The organism is Pseudomonas sp. SJZ131 (genome assembly GCF_007828705.1).
Lineage (GTDB): Bacteria > Pseudomonadota > Gammaproteobacteria > Pseudomonadales > Pseudomonadaceae > Aquipseudomonas > Aquipseudomonas prosekii.
This window is the reverse complement of record NZ_VIVC01000006.1, coordinates 248,761-265,923: the sequence shown is the minus strand read 5'-3', so window position 1 is coordinate 265,923 and position 17,163 is coordinate 248,761. Positions and strand designations below refer to the sequence as shown.

15 protein-coding genes are annotated in these 17,163 nt (G+C 54.4%); 12 read left to right on the top strand and 3 right to left on the bottom strand.

Going from position 1 to position 17,163, the window contains the following annotated elements:
* Window positions 1–31 precede the first annotated feature (31 nt).
* Entirely contained in the window at window positions 32–4,375 is a 4,344-nt protein-coding gene (locus FBY12_RS24380; RefSeq protein WP_145256622.1) for an NACHT domain-containing NTPase, read from the top strand.
* Between the two features lie 733 nt (window positions 4,376–5,108).
* Window positions 5,109–6,080 carry a DUF4760 domain-containing protein gene (locus tag FBY12_RS24375; protein WP_145256619.1) on the top strand — a complete coding sequence of 324 codons (972 nt, stop codon included), beginning with the start codon at window positions 5,109–5,111 and terminating at the stop codon, window positions 6,078–6,080.
* Between the two features lie 299 nt (window positions 6,081–6,379).
* Here the strand turns inward: FBY12_RS24375 and FBY12_RS24370 are convergent, their stop codons facing one another.
* Window positions 6,380–7,294, bottom strand: a complete 915-nt coding sequence (locus FBY12_RS24370; RefSeq protein ID WP_145256616.1) for a hypothetical protein — start codon at window positions 7,292–7,294, stop codon at window positions 6,380–6,382.
* A 15-nt stretch (window positions 7,295–7,309) separates the two neighbouring features.
* Window positions 7,310–7,729 (bottom strand): hypothetical protein, encoded by a 420-nt coding sequence (locus FBY12_RS24365; RefSeq protein ID WP_145256613.1) that lies wholly within the window; start codon window positions 7,727–7,729, stop codon window positions 7,310–7,312.
* A gap of 235 nt (window positions 7,730–7,964) precedes the next feature.
* Between FBY12_RS24365 and FBY12_RS27965 the strand changes: the two genes are divergently transcribed.
* Window positions 7,965–8,183, top strand: a complete 219-nt coding sequence (locus FBY12_RS27965) for a hypothetical protein (RefSeq protein ID WP_145256610.1) — start codon at window positions 7,965–7,967, stop codon at window positions 8,181–8,183.
* A 185-nt stretch (window positions 8,184–8,368) separates the two neighbouring features.
* On the opposite strand, the gene FBY12_RS24355 is transcribed toward FBY12_RS27965, so the two are convergent.
* On the bottom strand, window positions 8,369–8,710 hold the full coding sequence (locus FBY12_RS24355; RefSeq protein WP_145256607.1) for a hypothetical protein: 342 nt from the start codon (window positions 8,708–8,710) through the stop codon (window positions 8,369–8,371).
* 1,356 nt (window positions 8,711–10,066) lie between these two features.
* Between FBY12_RS24355 and tmk the strand changes: the two genes are divergently transcribed.
* The 9 genes from tmk (at window position 10,067) to FBY12_RS24310 (ending at window position 17,136) form a co-directional block, all read left to right on the top strand.
* Window positions 10,067–10,681: a dTMP kinase gene (gene tmk, locus FBY12_RS24350; protein ID WP_256663352.1), complete on the top strand. Its 615-nt coding sequence runs from the start codon at window positions 10,067–10,069 to the stop codon at window positions 10,679–10,681.
* Window positions 10,674–11,660: a DNA polymerase III subunit delta' gene (locus tag FBY12_RS24345; protein ID WP_145256605.1), complete on the top strand. Its 987-nt coding sequence runs from the start codon at window positions 10,674–10,676 to the stop codon at window positions 11,658–11,660. The genes tmk and FBY12_RS24345 overlap by 8 nt, the downstream gene beginning before the upstream one ends.
* Window positions 11,661–11,702: 42 nt before the next feature.
* Window positions 11,703–12,059: a PilZ domain-containing protein gene (locus FBY12_RS24340; protein ID WP_092279280.1), complete on the top strand. Its 357-nt coding sequence runs from the start codon at window positions 11,703–11,705 to the stop codon at window positions 12,057–12,059.
* A gap of 13 nt (window positions 12,060–12,072) precedes the next feature.
* Window positions 12,073–12,858, top strand: a complete 786-nt coding sequence (locus FBY12_RS24335; RefSeq protein WP_145256603.1) for a TatD family hydrolase — start codon at window positions 12,073–12,075, stop codon at window positions 12,856–12,858.
* Window positions 12,859–13,201: 343 nt separating this feature from the next.
* Window positions 13,202–13,840: a TetR/AcrR family transcriptional regulator gene (locus FBY12_RS24330; RefSeq protein ID WP_008152317.1), complete on the top strand. Its 639-nt coding sequence runs from the start codon at window positions 13,202–13,204 to the stop codon at window positions 13,838–13,840.
* 139 nt (window positions 13,841–13,979) lie between these two features.
* Window positions 13,980–14,948, top strand: a complete 969-nt coding sequence (locus FBY12_RS24325; RefSeq protein WP_121731972.1) for a GTP 3',8-cyclase MoaA — start codon at window positions 13,980–13,982, stop codon at window positions 14,946–14,948.
* A gap of 168 nt (window positions 14,949–15,116) precedes the next feature.
* Complete coding sequence (locus tag FBY12_RS24320) at window positions 15,117–15,722, top strand: DUF4823 domain-containing protein (protein WP_092279286.1); 606 nt, start codon at window positions 15,117–15,119, stop codon at window positions 15,720–15,722.
* A 12-nt stretch (window positions 15,723–15,734) separates the two neighbouring features.
* Window positions 15,735–16,295, top strand: a complete 561-nt coding sequence (locus FBY12_RS24315) for a DUF1285 domain-containing protein (protein ID WP_145256601.1) — start codon at window positions 15,735–15,737, stop codon at window positions 16,293–16,295.
* A gap of 124 nt (window positions 16,296–16,419) precedes the next feature.
* On the top strand, window positions 16,420–17,136 hold the full coding sequence (locus FBY12_RS24310; RefSeq protein ID WP_145256598.1) for a FadR/GntR family transcriptional regulator: 717 nt from the start codon (window positions 16,420–16,422) through the stop codon (window positions 17,134–17,136).
* The last annotated feature ends 27 nt before the right edge of the window (window positions 17,137–17,163 follow it).

Sequence of the window (17,163 nt, the reverse complement as noted above, 5' to 3'; positions counted from 1 at the left end):
GGGCTGCACCTGAACTGCTTTGAGACTCTAAATGACCATGCACTCGGACGCCTTCATCGACCTTGATCGCACCTTCTCAAAAATTCCTCTAAATGCTGAGGTGTCCGATGATGTCGACCTGAGTGGTAGGCATCAGAGCCGGGGGGAGCTTCACTGGACAGACTTGCTCGACCATCACCGAGTGATACTGCTATCCGAGGCGGGTTCAGGAAAAACGGCTGAAATCCAAAATGTCACCCGACAGCTTCGGAGCGCAGGAAAAAACGCCTTTTTTCTCCGGATTGAAAATGTCTATCCAGATCTGGAGGACGCTATTGAAGAAGGCACTTTCGATGAGTTTAAGAGCTGGCTTGATTCTGGTACGGAAGGCTGGCTTTTTATGGACTCGGTGGATGAGGCTCGGCTAAAAGATCCTAGAGATTTCGAACGCGCAATCCGAAAACTAGGTCGTTTAACCAAGAGTATTGGAGCCCAAGCGCACATATTCATTACAGGTCGTAGCACAGCCTGGCGCCCTAGTACCGATTTAGCGATTTGCAAAACAGCTTTCGAGTTTGAGGCAAAAGCTCGTCGAGCTGTTCCCATACAAGCTGATGCTCTTGAAGGCGCCGTACAAACGACGGCAACGGAAGTCGAGCCAGATGCTTCGTTTCTCGTAGTAACTCTGGACGATATCCATGACGCCCAGATTGATCGCTTCCTAAACGCCACTGGCGTTCAAGACGTCAAGGCGTTTCTCACCGCAGTTGAGCGTAAAGAAGCCTGGTCGCTAACCACGCGTCCTCTGGATTTTATGGAGCTCGTGGGTTTTTGGCATAAGCACCAGAGAATAGGCACACGCTTAGAGTTGATGAAAAGCAGCATTGACCGCCGCCTTCAAGAGCGCGACCAGAATCGTGCCGAGTTCAGCCCCATTGCTCCAGAGAAACTGCGTGAGGGCGCCCGTCTCATCGCTGCCGCAGCAACGTTTGGTCAGATATCTGTAATCTCAGTTCCTGATGGCGATGCTAGTAAAAAGGGAATTCCTATTCGCGCAGTATTGAGAGATTGGAATGACGCCGACGCAGCCGCCTTGCTCACTCGCCCCATTTTCGAACCTGGCATTTATGGAACGGTTCGGTTCCATCATCGGACTGTCCGAGAGTACCTAACTGCAGAATGGCTCCACGAACTAATTCGAGGTGCAGGCTCGCGAGTCAAGATCGAGAATTTGTTCTTCCGTACACAGTATGGGCTGGAGGTCATCAATCCTTCGATGCGTCCAGTTTTACCTTGGCTAGCCCTGTTGGACGAGAGCATTTGTAGACGGCTAGAAAAGGTTGCTCCGGAGGTATTCTTTGAGGGCGGTGATCCTGGGCAGCTCCCGCTGAGCACACGCCGTAGCGTGTTGCGCAAGGCGTGTGAACATCTGGCGCAGCCGGCTCACAGTTGGACGATGACCGACTATTCAGCCGTACAGCGATTCGCGCACCATGATCTCACTGAAGACATCAAAGAATTGCTGACTCTTTACCGTACCAACGATGATATTGCCTGGTTTCTTTTGAGAATGGTATGGCAGGGAGAGGTAGTGGGGGCACTTACGGAGACTAAGCAATTTGCCCTCAATGCTCAGCACAAACACACTCGTTTGGCTGCAATCCGAGCTGTTACCGACTTGGGTACGGCCCAAGACGTAGCCGATGTGCGCATGGCGCTGCTGGTAGGAAAGTCAAAAGTTAACCGGGAATGGTTAGCTGAGCTGCTTGATGGATTTACGCTCGATACCCAATGGCTGCCTTGGCTGCTACAGGCGATCAAGAGAAGTGCGAAGAAGGAGCGTTATAGCGGTAGGGATACCCTAGCGTTGAAACTTTCCGCCCTTGCTACGGTTTGTTCGCTGGAAAACCTGCCCGCTCTCATTTGCGGGCTCAGAGTGCTTTTAGACAAGCCTCCAATGGAAGATCACGGTTTTAGCGCTATCTCTAAAAAGTACAGCTGGTTAGCTGAGATAGCTGGTACGGCGGTGCTCCGTTTGCTTCAGGTAAGAGACCCGTTTGTGCTTGAAGAGCCGGCCCTCGCGATCCTGAGCAAGCTGGCACAAGCGCATATTTATGACGAGCTCGATACTAGAGAACTCGGAGAAGAACTCCGGGAGATCGTACCTACTTGGCCTGAGCTCGATTACAAGCTTTTTTGGTATGACGTTGTATTAGCTCGTAATGGCCTAGTGCATCGCGGGGAACCTGTGGTTAACGTCTGGCAGCTACTTGGTTTCCGGCCATTCTGGTCGCTAAATCGACAAAACTTCAGCCTCGCCTGCGATGATATCGAAAGTCTCACAAATATGCATGACCGCCTGATGGCGCTCAGTATGGCTTTCAATATTTACACACAGCATGAGGAACCAACTTGTTGGGAGAGTCGGCTTAAGCAGGCAGCCGAGGCCCATGTCGAGCTTCGCGAGAAGCTTGAAATTTTGTTGAACCCACCGGATCGAGAAATTGATAAGTGGGAGGTCAAGCAGGCTCAGTGGAAAGAGGAAGCAGCCCAGCGAAAAGCCGAAGAGACAGAACGTCGTCGCTCTTGGCGAGAAGGTCTCGCAGCCGAAGTGGCCCTGATAAACAGCCCAAATCCAGGCGTGATGACTCGAAGCCAGTCTTACCTAATGGAACGGCTGCTTGACGGCTCATCTTCATCTAATACTTGGAGCAGTGGAAATTGGCAGTCGCTCATACCTGAGTTCGGCTTGCCAGTTGCTCAAATGTTTCGTTCCGGCGCTGTTAATTTCTGGCGTGGCTATTACCCAACTCTACCTTCCGAAGGGGGGGCTCCCAATTCTACCCCCTACCAAGTGATTTTTGGATTGACGGGGCTCGCTATCGAAGCCAGAGAGGAGTCATTGAGCTTCACGCAGATGTCTGCTGATAACGCTGAGTATGCAGCCCGCTATGCGCTGCTTGAGCTGAACGGTTTTCCTGGGTGGTTTCCCAATCTTTTCAGGCTATACCCGAGTGTTATCCGAGAAGTCGTAATGCGCGAAGTCAACTATGAGCTGAATCCGCTACGCTTGGGGTCAGGTGGCAATCGTATTTTACAGAGACTTCGCTGGAGCGGGGACTGGATGTACGCAGAGCTGGTTGCTCCACTCTTAATCCTTTTGGAACAGCAGATCAGCGATCTTGAGTCGCTTCAGCTCGTGCTAAGCATCGTGCAGAACTCATCAGTCCATGATGGCGTCCTGGCAGAGCTTTCCAGAACACGTGCTTTGGAAGAGGCTAATTTGGATATTGCGCCGACTTGGTACGCTGTGTGGATTGGAACAGAGCCGGCGCTTGCTATCCCGGCACTTGCATCTCGCATCGACTCACTGTCCCTAGATGAGGAAAAAGCCAAATTTGCCATGCTTTGCCTGATTGCGATTGTTGGAAATCGCACTTCCAGCCGTTGTAGGCCAAACTACAAAACAGTTGGGCATGCCAAGAGTCTGTATCTGCTTATGCACACTTATATACGTATTGCAGACGACATTGATCGCGCAGGCAAAGGAGTCTATTCCCCGGGGCTTAGGGACGATGCCCAAAGTGCTCGTGATGGCCTATTAGCTCTTATTCGAGAGACGCCAGGGAAGGAAGCATTCCTTGCATTGCAGGAAATCGCACAGGCGCACCCTGCCGAGCCATTACGTCCATGGAGCGCATTTTACGCTTATCAGAAAGCTACAGCCGATTCACAGACGTCACCTTGGGAGCCTGCGAAGGTCGTCGAATTCCATGAGTCGCTGGAAAGCACGCCGTCTACCCATCGTGAACTCTGGAACCTGGCAATCGATCGTCTTCTGGATTTAAAGCATGATTTAGAAGATGCCGACTCCAGCTATGCGGAGATTTTGCTCCTGACCAATCAGGAGACTTCCATTCGGAAGTTCATCGGAAAATGGTTGAGAGATCGCGCAGTAGGAAGGTACGTCGTTCCTCAGGAAGAGCAGCTTGCCGATGACAAGCGCCCGGATTATCGATTCCAGAACAGCCAGACCTACGCGCCCGTACCTGTCGAACTCAAGCTCTCTCAGAACTGGAGCGGCCCCGAGCATTTTGAACGGCTCGAGAACCAGCTCTGCGGCGATTACTTACGCGACGTAAGTTCAAGCTGCGGCATCTTTTTACTGGTGAACCATGGGGGGCAGGTTGCGTGGGACTCCCCCGACAAAGGACGGATTGGATTTGAGGATCTAGTTATCGCATTGCAGGAGCACTGGTTGGCCATTGCGTCGAAATTTCCTAATGTCGAAGACATCAAGGTCATCGGCATAGACCTTACTAAGCGAGGAGGAGTGACCGCGACCAAAGCCATCAAAGCTAATCAGGCGGAGGCTAGCCAGAGAGGCGATGGATGATATGCGGCGGCTGCGGTTCTTGAAATGGAATGTCAAAGGTAGCAGAGATTTTGTAATTTCTCGATTCTGTCGCCTGGAAATTCAGAAGCGATTGCTGGCCTCAGAGGGTAGTTTCGAATCTTTTGGCTCGCGATGGGTGTCGGAATAATCGGGTCAGATATTGATGTCGCCGGCGAAAGTGAGTGAGCTGGCAACGAATTTCTGAGTGCTCGAAAGCGAATCTGATCATCAACCAGGACGCGATCATTTTCCGTGATCATGTTACTCGGTCTGGGTTAACTGAGAGCTAGCCACAGTCTTCGGTAGGATTCTTGTGACCGTCGGTCGGCTGCTTTTTCTGTTGTGCGTCTCACTGATATTTTTCCCCGTGCTCACGGTCGCCACTAGCCAACCGCTTGTAGAGTTACCTAACCTATGGCGGGCTTTGCTGGCGGCCATCAACGAGTCGTGATGAACTGCTTAGCGCTGGCGCTTGACGTCCCCAGTCGGGAGTATGGGAGAGTAGTCGCAACTTTTTTTTGTTGCGTTCCAGTGCGCGCAGGTGCAAGAATCAACTGTAATTAAGGCCAGCTACGCTTAGCTGTCTGATCACTGAGTGAGGAAAATACGATGACTCTGAACCTTGAATTGATTGCCAAAGAGATTGATCTAGGCTTGGTATGATTTGACGCTTGCGTGACACGGCAACTAAGCGCCAACCCAATGGGTGGCGCTTTTTTTTTAAGGACGATAAATGCTTTTCAGATTTGTAAACGCCAACAAGCTCGCTTTGCCTCTGATTTATATTTTTTTCCTAGGATGCTTGGTTGCCGCGCTTGGCTATCTTTTTTATGCCCAAGTCACCTGCCAGGGCTGCTCGGTCTCTTCGATCAATCCGTCGTCCTTTCTGATGCCGATCATCGCGTACCTGAGTATCGGCCTGGTGGGCATCACTATTGGGTTCACTCGCAAAACGGCGAGTGAAAAAAACGCCCTGGAATTCGAAAAGGAAATGTCAGAACTTGGAGAGCACTTCCAGGTTCTATATACGGTTCGTCAGGGTATGCTTCTTCCTGACGGCAATCTTAATCGTCGGAAAGCCGTTGCTTACATGCACGAGCTTTATGCACCTGCGAGTTCCTCGACTGCCGCGCCAGGCGCGACCAAAGCAGAGCCTTCATTCGAAAGCGGGGACGATTCTGCGACACAATTCTTTTTTTACTCAAGTTCGACCACAGACGGTGCGGGCACCAAACGAGCTGAGCATGTCTTTTACACGGGCCGCTCTGCTGCAGCAGGTACGCCAAAATCGTCCAGTGCCGCTAAAAAACCGGCCACTTCCGAAGATGCAGTGAGGGCCTCAGCTTCGGTCATCCTCAACGCAATGGAAGGCTGTGCCAACGCTATCCGCTACGGCATCTATGATGAAGACTTCATTTACAACATCTACGGCAGCCAGTTTATCGACCTCTATGAGCTGACCTATGGTCTGATCAAAGCCCGGCAAATCAAGAAAGCTCGGCTCTGGGTGAATTTTGAGTGGCTCGCTGTGAAGTGGACTCTGCGTCGCAACATTACTGGTGTTATTTCCAAAGAGTCGGTGGAAACCTCTCATATCATCAACCAGTCGCTTGCCGCTCTGAAAGAACACAACAAAATCAGACCAATCACCAAAAAGCTGAAGCAGTTCGAAGCGAAGCTTGAGCGCAGGAAATTTCCAAGGTAAAGAGTGAGTTCAGTTTAGGAAAGGGCTGCGTCATAGTTTTAGAGGTGCCCGATTTCGAGGAGAAGGGCTACGTAAGTGCCTTTCGTCGACCTGCCTATCTTGCCGTCCTGGCAAAAATTTTTTCCCAAACGCGCCTAACGACAGGCTTGATCGGAGAGGGCAAACTCTCTCCATGCATTGGTAGCGCTAGCTCCAGCAATCCACTTTACTGGTATCAATCACTTGGCTGGACGAATCTACATCCCTTAGTGAGGGGCTATGGCCTGCAGGCGCGAGGATTTCGAATCCCCCAGATGAACTCATCGGTAGGGAATCCAAGTTGGTGTAACGGGAGGGCAGGGAGGGGCACTCTCCTTCCGAGGCTGCGCAAGTTCCAGCCAAGTGCTCGCACAGAGGAATTTGGGCTCAGTGGATACTTGAGCATTTTGCGGGCTCACCTCGATGGATTGGTGCTGAGCTTGCGCAGTGCTCGTATTAGCCACAGAAGTCGCGTTGGATGGGAATATCACCCAAATACAGGCTGCTGCGCCTGCAGCCATGAGTAGCCGCTCTACCGTTTTGACGAACCCTTCGTGTTTTTTCGTCCTAGCATCTTTGTAAATCAACCATAGCCGCCAGCCGTAGTCCATCACGCTCTGCTGGTGGTGAGCGCTAGTAATGGAGAGATACCTGAAGAACGCGGATAACAGCTCTCTTATCCGTTTATCGGTCAGCTTCTCAGGGCTCGAGTACATTCCCAGAATGATGTTCTCTTCGTTCATTTTCAGGACTGCTGAACTATATGGCGCCATGAAAACTGTGACAGCTCCCGAAGGAGATTGGTTGAGCCACAATGCTGCGTCTTTTTCGAGGAGAGTTTTGGCAACGCCATGAGGGTGGTCTTCGCTTTTTTCCAACGTATCGAGACCTAGCCGCCGGGTACCACAAGTCAACTGCAATTGGGCAAGATATTGGCCTTCAGGCAAATGCCGGTAAGCGTCTGGAACGACCGGATGCAAATACAAAGAGCCGAAATGACCAGCGAGCGGTGAGTGCTCTATCTCATCGAACACTGACTGGATCCGCTTTACCATTGCTGGCCACATCTGCCGGCGCGCCAAGGACTCGAGATCATCGAGCTTGATACGCTCAGCGTATTTCTCAAAAGCTTTCATGCCAGGATGCTGACGGCGATGAGTGGAAATCGGGCGCGAAGCGTTAGCTTGTGAGTTCATAGGTTCACGCGACCATTATTCAACTTCGACGGTGTAGGGATCGTAATGGCGATGTACGTACTCGCTTCCTTTTTTCCAAACGATTCGACCGATTGCGGCTTCGTTTGAAATCTGTGCGACATACTTAACCTGCTCAATTTTGCCGCCTGCTGCAGCCTTCTTCACCGCGCGAATAATGCGGTTACGAACGTCTTTGATCCCATCCTCGTCGTTAGCAATTTGGCTGAATCGGCCACACCACACAGTATCGACACCACCTAGTTTGACCCATCCCTGTTCCTTGAGGCTGGCGTCGAAGTCATTCCTCTGGGCCGTCGAGGCATTCTTTAAGTCGAGGGACATCATTGCTCTGATCACTGTGCAGACCTTGCGTAAACAGTTGGATTTACCAAGGAATGCCTCTTGCGATCCCTGTGGCGTAAGGCCATCTTCCATCGTTAAGGGTCTCTAAGTCCAGTGTTACAAGCTCATCAGCGACGGTGGTGTGGTATCTGATCCAATCGGCAAGAGTAGCGCGCAGGCATAGCCGTAAAGGCGAGGATGGAAACCCGCAGGGCCGAGACGCAGTCAGGCGGCGTGGTGCATGACAGCCGTACCTTGGGCGCCCCAGTCCCCACGAATACGACTTCCCATTACGGTGAGCTATCATCGGGAGCAAACAGGAGGCTCTATGACTCGAGACACCAAGGACACCGTCTACTGTAATGTCCAGATGCCTATGGCCACGGGGCGAGAGCTTTCTCGGTTGGTGGCTGAGCTACGAGCATCAGGCAGTCATCCTGGACTCGACTCAGTCTTCGAAGAGATACAGTACGAGCTGGATTCGTCGATCGAGTTCGTCGAAGAGCAGCTCCGTGGTGAAGGCGGATTCGGCCGGCGGCCACACTGAGCGGTCTAAGTCGAGACAGCTCACTTTCTACTCCCTAGGCCCAGAATAACCACCTGCATGGCGCCAGCAATGTCAGGTTTCGTACCCGACCCAGGCTAATCCAACCAGCATCAAGATGAAATTGGATGAGCCAAGGATGTCCGTAACATTCGAAATGGCGGACGAATGTGCAGATGGATACCCGCTTATTTTTTCTCTTCGAGGGGCTCTGGAGGGGCAACCATATTAGGGAAGCGCTCAGACATCACAACGTGTACAAAGCGCGGTGCCTCAGAAAAATCCTGATTCGAGAGAAAGGTACTGTCTACTGCCACCACCTTGAAATCCAGAAACTTATCCTCCTTAATCTTAGTGGCCCTTTCCGAGAGATCGTATTCCGCACGAATAAGATCTTTCTGACCCGCCCCTATGTTCCAAAGCTGCTGAAGAGATGTCACATGACTTCGGAACCAAAAACGCACCCAGCGTGATCTGAGAACTTTGCCATCACTATTCTTCGTGGGCTTGAAGTTCCTAGTGGCAAGCATGGCAATAATTACCTCGTGTTCCTGGATATTCTGGTATTTCCAAACCCCATTGTTATCGATATCCCGAAGAGCCGAAGTAAAATCCTTGATATCCGCCGTGCGGACGTATTTTTTGAACTGGTGCCAGTGGTACGTCCAGTTTTGTCAATTTGTAAAACTTTAATTGGGGAAAGCATCTTGGCAATCAGCGCTTCCTCGATAATGGTAATTACTTTTGAGTCGAATTCGCCATTCCAGAGAACTGCAAATCGTTTGTAGTCCGATCGATTTGCGAAAGCCGAGCGACGGGGTGTGTGACTGCGAAGTCGAAAATATCAAGTATTGTGTTTCATCTTGAGCGGAGGTAATTGAGCCTTGGAACTCCATATGCAAGAAGCGCGAGTAAATCATAGGTATTCCAAATCATTGAAAATGAAATCGCCAGCTTGCTTAGCGGGCTGGTGCATGCTCGTTGTATGTGGCGCTGTCTCGTTCTATTACTGAAGTACAGATGGGGTGTTTAGTAAAGTTTTTTTGTCTTGTTCCGGCTGCGTTAAGTTTGTTAACGGTATTCTTAAAGTATCCTGTGATGAGTGTTTTATAGTAGTGCTTTTCGTCAGATTTAAATGTCAGTTCATTGGTAATTAGTGGCTTGTGATATATGGGTGTTTTTTTGTTTTGGGGAGCCTTTCGTTTAAACGGAGGATTGCAGGTGTCGGTTGGAAATAGCTAATTAGGATGTCTGGGGGTATGACTGCTTATGAAGGGTATACATATTATCCTGGGGTGATTTAGCTTCGAAAAGACTGGGCGGTGTATTTGAGGGGGGCGCTTCTGTATCGCTTCGTCGATAGACGTGTCAGCTGCCTCATAGATGTGGTCGGCTTAGGCTAATTGACAGGGCAAAGGTGGTTTCACACGAAGCTTCTGCTAGTGATGTTGGGGCGGTTAATCGACTAAGTCGCGTAGCGCCCTCTGGTGCGTTCAAACGTGGTATCTGCTATGGCAGCTGTGACCTGCATAGCCCAGCGCAGGCTTCAGTCCTGGGCTTTGATGCCTCTGTCGCTCTAGGTGCTAGCTTAAATAGTGGTTTGCATCGAGCCAGACAGGCAGAGCTCAAAGATATAGAATCAAGCGCCTGCTCCTCGGGTTTACATTTTGACTCATTGAGGAGCCATCGAAATTCACTTTTTTGGGCAGCACTGAGAAACCAGGTTTACATTTTCACCTTGATCAAGCCCATTTTTTGGTGGGGTTGACCTGCATTTAAATAATTAAACGATTTTAGAAGCGTGGCATAAGGTTTTAGCCTTGAACTTATTAGGTTTTTTAAGATTTATGCTGGTGCAAATTCAAGTTTATTTTGGGTTTACATTGGTGTCGCGAGATATATTTGGCGGGGGCAAAAGCACCAACCGCGAATACCTCGCCGAGCGCCTGCGCGCCGCAGGTATCGAAGTGTTGCTGACCCGCGAGCCGGGCGGCACGCCGCTGGCCGAGCGCATTCGTGAAGTGCTGCTGGCGCCGGTCGACGAAGTGATGAACGCCGACACCGAACTGTTGCTGGTTTTTGCCGCCCGCGCCCAGCATCTGGCCGAGGTGATTCGCCCGGCGCTGGCACGCGGCGCGGTGGTGTTGTGCGATCGTTTCACCGACTCGACTTACGCCTATCAGGGCGGCGGTCGCGGATTGTCCCTGGAGCGCATCGCCACCCTCGAAACCTTCGTCCAGGGCGACTTGCGCCCGGACCTGACACTGATTTTCGATTTGCCGGTAGAAGTCGGCCTCGCCCGTGCCAGCGCACGCGGTCGGCTGGATCGCTTCGAACTCGAAGGTCGAGCGTTTTTCGATGCAGTGCGCAGTGCCTTTCTCAAGCGCGCTGAAGCCGATCCGGCACGTTATGTACTGGTCGATGCCGCGCAAGCGTTGCCGCAAGTCCAGCAGTCGCTGGATGCGCTGCTCCCACGTTTGCTGGAGCTGACCCGTGGCTGAGGCCTATCCGTGGCAGGACGAGCTCTGGCAGCAAATGGCCGGACGCAAGCAACACGCGCACGCTTATTTGCTGCACGGCCCGGCCGGGATCGGCAAACGCGCCTTGGCTGAGCGGCTGATGGCGCATTTGCTGTGTCAGCGTCCGAGCGCCGCGAATGCCTGCGGCGAGTGCAAATCTTGCCTGCTGCTCAAAGCCGGCAGTCACCCGGACAATTACATCCTCGAACCGGAAGAGGCGGACAAGGCGATCAAAGTCGACCAGGTCCGTGATCTGGTTGGTTTTGTAGTGCAGACCGCGCAGATGGGCGGGCGCAAAGTGGTGTTGATCGAGCCGGTCGAGTCGATGAACGTCAACGCCGCCAACGCCTTGCTGAAAAGTCTCGAAGAGCCGTCCGGCGATACCGTGTTGCTGCTGGTGAGTCACCAGACCAGCCGTCTGCTGCCGACGATCAAGAGTCGCTGTCAGCAGCAAGCCTGTCCGCTGCCGAGCGAGGCGATGAGCCTGGCATGGCTGGCCACCGCGCTGCCGGACTGCTCGCCGGAAGAACGCGTCGAGCTGCTGACCTTGGCCGCCGGTTCGCCGCTGGCCGCGCTGAAGCTGCAAAAACAAGGCGTGCGCGAACAGCGCGGGCTGGTGGTCGAAGGCGTGAAGCAGTTGCTCAAGCAGCAGAAATCGCCGAGCCAATTGGCCGAGGAATGGAAAAGCATTCCGCAATTGCTGTTGTTCGACTGGTTCTGCGATTGGTCGAGCCTGATTCTGCGTTATCAATTGACTCAGGATGAGCAGGGCCTCGGGCTGACCGATATGCGCAAGGTCATTCAATACCTGGCGCAGAAGTCCGGACAAAGCAAAGTGCTGGCGATTCAGGACTGGATTCTGGCCCAGCGGCAGAAAGTCATGAGCAAAGCCAACCTCAACCCGGCGTTGCTGCTGGAGGCGCTGTTGGTGCAATGGGTGTCTTTGCCCGGTCAGAAGTGATTGCAAGTGACTAGACTCTGAGAATCAGCAGTGGAGGTCAGCATGAATGAACCGCTCAATACCGGACCGCGCAACGGCATCCTGTCCCTGACCATCAAGGACAAATCGGTGCTGTACGCCGCCTACATGCCATTTATCAAGAACGGCGGCCTGTTCATCCCGACCAACAAAAGCTACAAGTTGGGCGACGAGGTGTTCATGTTGCTGAACCTGATGGACGAAGCGGAAAAGATTCCGGTCGCCGGTAAAGTCGCCTGGATCACCCCCAAAGGTGCCCAGGGCAACCGCGCTGCCGGGGTTGGCGTGCAGTTCAACGACGGTGACAACACCGCTCGCAGTCGAATCGAAACTCATCTGGCCGGAGCCCTCAAATCCGACCGTCCCACTCATACGATGTAAGTTGCTGCCCTTTATGCTCGTAGATTCCCATTGTCACCTTGATCGCCTCGACCTCGCCGCCCACGACGGTTCCCTTGATGCCGCGCTGGATGCGGCCCGTGAGCGCGGGGTAGGGCACTTTTTGTGCATCGGCGTCAGCGTCGACAACGCCGCCGACGTCAAAGCCCTGGCCGAACGTTATGACGACGTTGATTGCTCGGTCGGCGTGCATCCGCTGGACGTGCAGCCCGGCGCCGCGCCTGCGCTCGACTGGCTGCTGCAGGAACTCAACCACCCGCGCGTGGTAGCTATTGGCGAAACCGGTCTCGATTATCACTACGAGCCGGAAGCGGCGGAGTTGCAGCAGCAATCCTTTCGTCTGCACCTGCAAGCCGCGCAGCAGACCGGCAAACCGGTGATCATCCACACCCGTGGCGCCCGCGCCGATACCTTGAGCCTGCTGCGCGAAGCGGCTTTGCCGCAGGCCGGCGTGTTGCATTGCTTCACCGAAGACTGGGACATGGCCAAGGCTGCGCTGGACATGGGTTACTACATTTCCCTGTCCGGGATTGTCACCTTCCGCAATGCTGATGCTTTGCGCGACGTCGCCAGCAAAGTGCCGGCCGACCGTTTGCTGGTGGAAACCGACTCGCCGTACCTGGCGCCGATCCCGCATCGGGGTAAACCGAACCTGCCGCAATATGTGCGGGAAGTGGCAGAGTTTCTCGCAATGCTGCGCGGTGAGACTTACGAGCGATTTGCCGAACAGACCACTGAAAACTTCAAGCGGCTGTTTCCGTTGGCGCATGTGAAAAGCTGAATCGCAGGCAAAAAAAACCCGGGTTCTGGGGGGTGAATCCGGGTTAAGACCATTAGGAGTAAAACAAAGGTACGCGGTCCGTTGGTACCAATATCGGCGCTGCACTTGGGGGAGATGCCTCGCCGACAGTTCAAGTATTGATCAGTATTGCGCTGGCGCCAGTTTAGCCGCCGTGGTTTTTAAACAAATTTGGAATACGCGCGCTTCGGAAGCGTTCTCATCAACGGCCGGGCCTGCGCGAAATCATCAAGAAACGCAGATATGGTCGGATGATCCGTGCATTTTGGCGCAAGTTAGGCATAATACGCGGCTTCGAATTTTGACCCCTACAGACCTTTTTCTTATGCATAAAGAACCTCGTAAGGTCCGTGAGTTTCGTCGCCGCGAGCAAGAAATTCTCGATACCGCGCTCAAGCTGTTCCTCGACCAGGGTGAAGACAGCGTCACCGTCGAGATGATTGCTGATGCCGTCGGTATCGGCAAAGGCACGATCTACAAGCACTTCAAATCCAAGGCCGAAATCTATCTGCGCCTGATGCTCGATTACGAGCGCGATTTGAATGAGCTGCTGCATTCGGCCGATGTCGACAAGGACAAGGAAGCGCTGTCGCGGGCCTACTTCGAATTCCGCATGCGCGATCCGCAACGTTATCGCCTGTTCGATCGCCTTGAAGAAAAAGTGGTCAAGGGCAATCAGGTGCCGGAGATGGTCGAGGAGCTGCACAAGATCCGTGCCTCGAACTTCGAACGCCTGACCCTGCTGATCAAGGGGCGGATCAGCGAAGGCAAGCTTGAAGATGTGCCGCCGTATTTCCATTACTGCGCATCTTGGGCGCTGGTGCACGGCGCTGTTGCGCTGTATCACTCGCCGTTCTGGAGCAATGTGCTGGAAGATCAGGAAGGCTTCTTCCAGTTCCTGATGGACATCGGCGTGCGCATGGGCAACAAGCGCAAGCGTGACACCGACACGCCAAGCAGCTGAGCCATTCAGCCGGCTGATTGCGCCAATATTTCGTTACAAGGCGCCGTACCGCAGGAATATACTCAGGCTTGGGGATTGCTAAATCTTGATTTGTGAGTCAAGTTTTAGCGGTCCCGAATCTTCTATCGCCGGAGTGCTCATGATCGTTGACCGTCAAGGCAGGCGTTTTCGCAATTTGCGCATCAGCCTGACCTCAGCCTGCAATTACGCCTGTACCTACTGCGTGCCCAACGGCAAGCGGTTGGTGGCTGCGCAGGATGAGTTGTCGGCCGAGGCCATGGCGCGCGGCGTCGCGTATCTGATCGAAGCCGCCGGCATCGAGCGCTTGCGCATCACTGGCGGCGAGCCGCTGGTCAGTCCCAAACTCGAAGCGTTCATGACTGCCGTCGGCAAAATGGGCCTCGAGGACATCAGCCTGACCACCAATGGTCAGTTGTTGGCGAAGAAACTGCCGCTGCTGGTCGATGCCGGGATCCGCCGCATCAACGTTTCCCTCGATACCCTGGACGCCAACGCGTTTCGCAGCATTGCGCGCGGTGGCGATCTGGCGACGGTGCTCGATGGCATGTCGCAAGCTGCGGCCGCCGGGATGAAGATCAAGGTCAACATGGTGCCGTTGCGCGGGCAGAACCTCGATCAGGTGATGCCGTTGCTCGATTACTGCCTGGAACGTGGCTACGAGCTGCGTTTTATCGAGCTGATGCGCATGGGCCACTTGGCCACCGACAACAATGCTTTCCTGCAACAGTTCGTCAGCCTTCAACAATTGCTCAGCCTGATCGGCGAGCGGCATGAATACCTGCAAGCCAATGCGCCGGTCGATGCCACAGCGGTGCGCTACGAGATTCCGGGGCATGGTTTTTTCGGGGTGATTGCCAACGAAAGCGTGCCGTTCTGCCGCACCTGTTCGCGGTTGCGCTTGTCGTCCACCGGTTGGTTGCATGGTTGCCTGTCGTCGAGCAATCGCCACTACGTCGGCGATCTGCTGGACAAGCCGCGTCATCAAGCGTTGCCAGCATTGCAGCGCTTGCTGGTGAAAGCCTTGGGCGACAAGCAGGAAGTGGCGTTCTCCGGCGGCGCAACCATCATGAAAATCATCGGCGGCTGACAGGTCCACTCGCGGGCAAGCCTCGCTCCTACAGGTTGAACGCACACCCTGTAGGAGCGAGGCTTGCCCGCGAATGCGTTCCACAAACGACGACTTTCCCGAGCTGGCGCGGAAGCTGCATTCAACCGCCATTCGCCGGTTTTCCGTCACCGGCTTCTGGAGGATAGGATGCGTAGCCTGGTTTTGCTGCTGGCCGTTTTGGCGCTTGGTGGCTGCATGAATGTCAGCGACATGGGCGAAGGTGTTCGCTATCACATGAGCGACGCGGGGCTGCTGGACCACAGCAACAGCCAGCGCGCGAACAACTTCCGCATTCAGCCGGACTCGTTCATCTACATCGCCCAAGGTGCTTTCGCGCCGCCGGGCAGCGCCTACCCGCGACCTAACGTCGTCGCCGAAGAAGCCTTCAACGGTTTTATCGAATATTTCCCGATGGTCCGCCGCGCCCGCGCCCCCGAAGGCCTCGACGCCGCGATGGGCGAAGCTCGCGCAGTCGGCGCGCATTACCTGCTGTACACGCGCTTCGCCAAGGCTGACGACCGCATCGGCAACTCGGACGAATGGCTCGACCAGGAAGCCGTGGATCGCCTCGGCATCGACAGCGGGATCATTCAGATCATGTTGATCGAGACCAGCACCCAGTATTTGATTGATACTGCACGGATCAAAAGTCGTGGCGGTTTACTGACGTTCCACGACACCAAGCCAGAAGACCTGCTGGGCCCGCCGCTGGAGCAATACGCTCGCAGCCTGTTGGGGCTCAGCGATCACTAAAAGGAGTACGCCATGAGTGAACCGCAAAAAGCCAACGACCTGCTGGGGCAAATCCCCAAGACCAAAGGCCTGCCGCCGGTGCACTTGTGGAACCCCGACTTCTGCGGCGACATCGACATGCGCATCGCCCGCGACGGCACCTGGTATTACCTGGGCACGCCGATCGGGCGCAAGCCGATGGTCAAACTGTTCTCCACCATCATTCGCCGCGACGGCGATGATTATTTCCTGATCACCCCGGTCGAGAAAGTCGGGATCAAAGTCGACGACGCGCCGTTTGTGGCGATTGCCGTCGAGGTCGAAGGCGAGGGCGAAGCGCAGGTGTTGCGCTTCACCACCAACGTCGATGAAACCACCGAGGCGGGGGTTGAACACCCGATCCGCGTGGTGACTGATCCGCTGACCCAGGAGCCCGCGCCTTATGTGCACGTGCGCAGCAACCTCGAAGCGCTGATCCATCGCAACGTGTTTTACCAACTGGTCGAATTGGCGGTCAGCCGCGAAATCGACGGCCAGCGCTGGTTAGGCGTGTGGAGCGGCGGCGAGTTCTTCACCATCGGTCTCGAACCCTGAGCGAATCGAAAAAATGTGGGAGCGAGCTCCCACACTGTTTTTGCGTCGGGCTGAAAAATCAAATTGACACCCAATCGTATGATGATTAGCGTGGGCCACCACAGCGATAGGCTTTGAGGTGTCCATGTCCAGCAGCTTTCACGCGTCGACAGTCGATTGGCTGGGTTGCTGGATTGCTGCCGGCCAGGTGAAGCCCGGCGAAACCATCAAGGTTGAGGCCGACCTCGGCGAGCAGCTCGGGGTCAGCCGCACGGTCATTCGTGAAGCTATAAAAACCCTGGTCGCCAAAGGCCTGCTCGAAGTCGGGCCGAAGGTCGGCACGCGGGTGCTGCCGGTCAAGCGTTGGAATCTGTTTGATCCGCAAGTGGTTGGCTGGCTGTCGCGCAGCGGGCTGCCGGAAAACTTCGTCGACGACTTGCTCGACCTGCGCCGCACCATCGAGCCAATGGCAGTGCGCTGGGCCTGCGAGCGTGCCACGGTCGAACAAGTCCAAGCCATCCTTCAGGCCTACAACGCGCTCGAGCGCGCGGTCGACAGCGACGCCGATTACAACCGCGCCGACCAGCTCTTCCACGAGTGCATCCTCGCCGGCAGCCACAACCAATTCATCGAGCAAATGGTCCCGGCTCTCGGCGCGCTGCTGGCGGTGTCGTTTGAAGTTTCCGCCGCCGATCCGGATGAACTGCGTCGCACATTACCTATCCATAAAGACATGGCCGACGCCATTGCCGCCCGGGATGCCGCGCGGGGTGTGTGGGCCTGCATGACCCTGATCGACAACGCAGATTTGGCGATCAAACGTTTCTACCCGAAAGTCATGGCCGACAAAAAGGCCAGCTGACACCAAAGAACCTTGTGGGAGCCAACT

Excerpts from the sequence above, each read along its gene's own strand:
- FBY12_RS24380 (WP_145256622.1), top strand. The coding sequence starts at position 32 with ATGACCATGCACTCGGACGCCTTCATCGACCTTGATCGCACCTTCTCA.
- FBY12_RS24375 (WP_145256619.1), top strand. The coding sequence starts at position 5,109 with ATGCTTTTCAGATTTGTAAACGCCAACAAGCTCGCTTTGCCTCTGATT.
- FBY12_RS24370 (WP_145256616.1), bottom strand. The coding sequence starts at position 7,294 with ATGAACTCACAAGCTAACGCTTCGCGCCCGATTTCCACTCATCGCCGT.
- FBY12_RS24365 (WP_145256613.1), bottom strand. The coding sequence starts at position 7,729 with ATGGAAGATGGCCTTACGCCACAGGGATCGCAAGAGGCATTCCTTGGT.
- FBY12_RS27965 (WP_145256610.1), top strand. The coding sequence starts at position 7,965 with ATGACTCGAGACACCAAGGACACCGTCTACTGTAATGTCCAGATGCCT.
- FBY12_RS24355 (WP_145256607.1), bottom strand. The coding sequence starts at position 8,710 with ATGCTTGCCACTAGGAACTTCAAGCCCACGAAGAATAGTGATGGCAAA.
- FBY12_RS24340 (WP_092279280.1), top strand. The coding sequence starts at position 11,703 with ATGAATGAACCGCTCAATACCGGACCGCGCAACGGCATCCTGTCCCTG.
- FBY12_RS24335 (WP_145256603.1), top strand. The coding sequence starts at position 12,073 with ATGCTCGTAGATTCCCATTGTCACCTTGATCGCCTCGACCTCGCCGCC.
- FBY12_RS24330 (WP_008152317.1), top strand. The coding sequence starts at position 13,202 with ATGCATAAAGAACCTCGTAAGGTCCGTGAGTTTCGTCGCCGCGAGCAA.
- FBY12_RS24325 (WP_121731972.1), top strand. The coding sequence starts at position 13,980 with ATGATCGTTGACCGTCAAGGCAGGCGTTTTCGCAATTTGCGCATCAGC.
- FBY12_RS24320 (WP_092279286.1), top strand. The coding sequence starts at position 15,117 with ATGCGTAGCCTGGTTTTGCTGCTGGCCGTTTTGGCGCTTGGTGGCTGC.
- FBY12_RS24315 (WP_145256601.1), top strand. The coding sequence starts at position 15,735 with ATGAGTGAACCGCAAAAAGCCAACGACCTGCTGGGGCAAATCCCCAAG.
- FBY12_RS24310 (WP_145256598.1), top strand. The coding sequence starts at position 16,420 with ATGTCCAGCAGCTTTCACGCGTCGACAGTCGATTGGCTGGGTTGCTGG.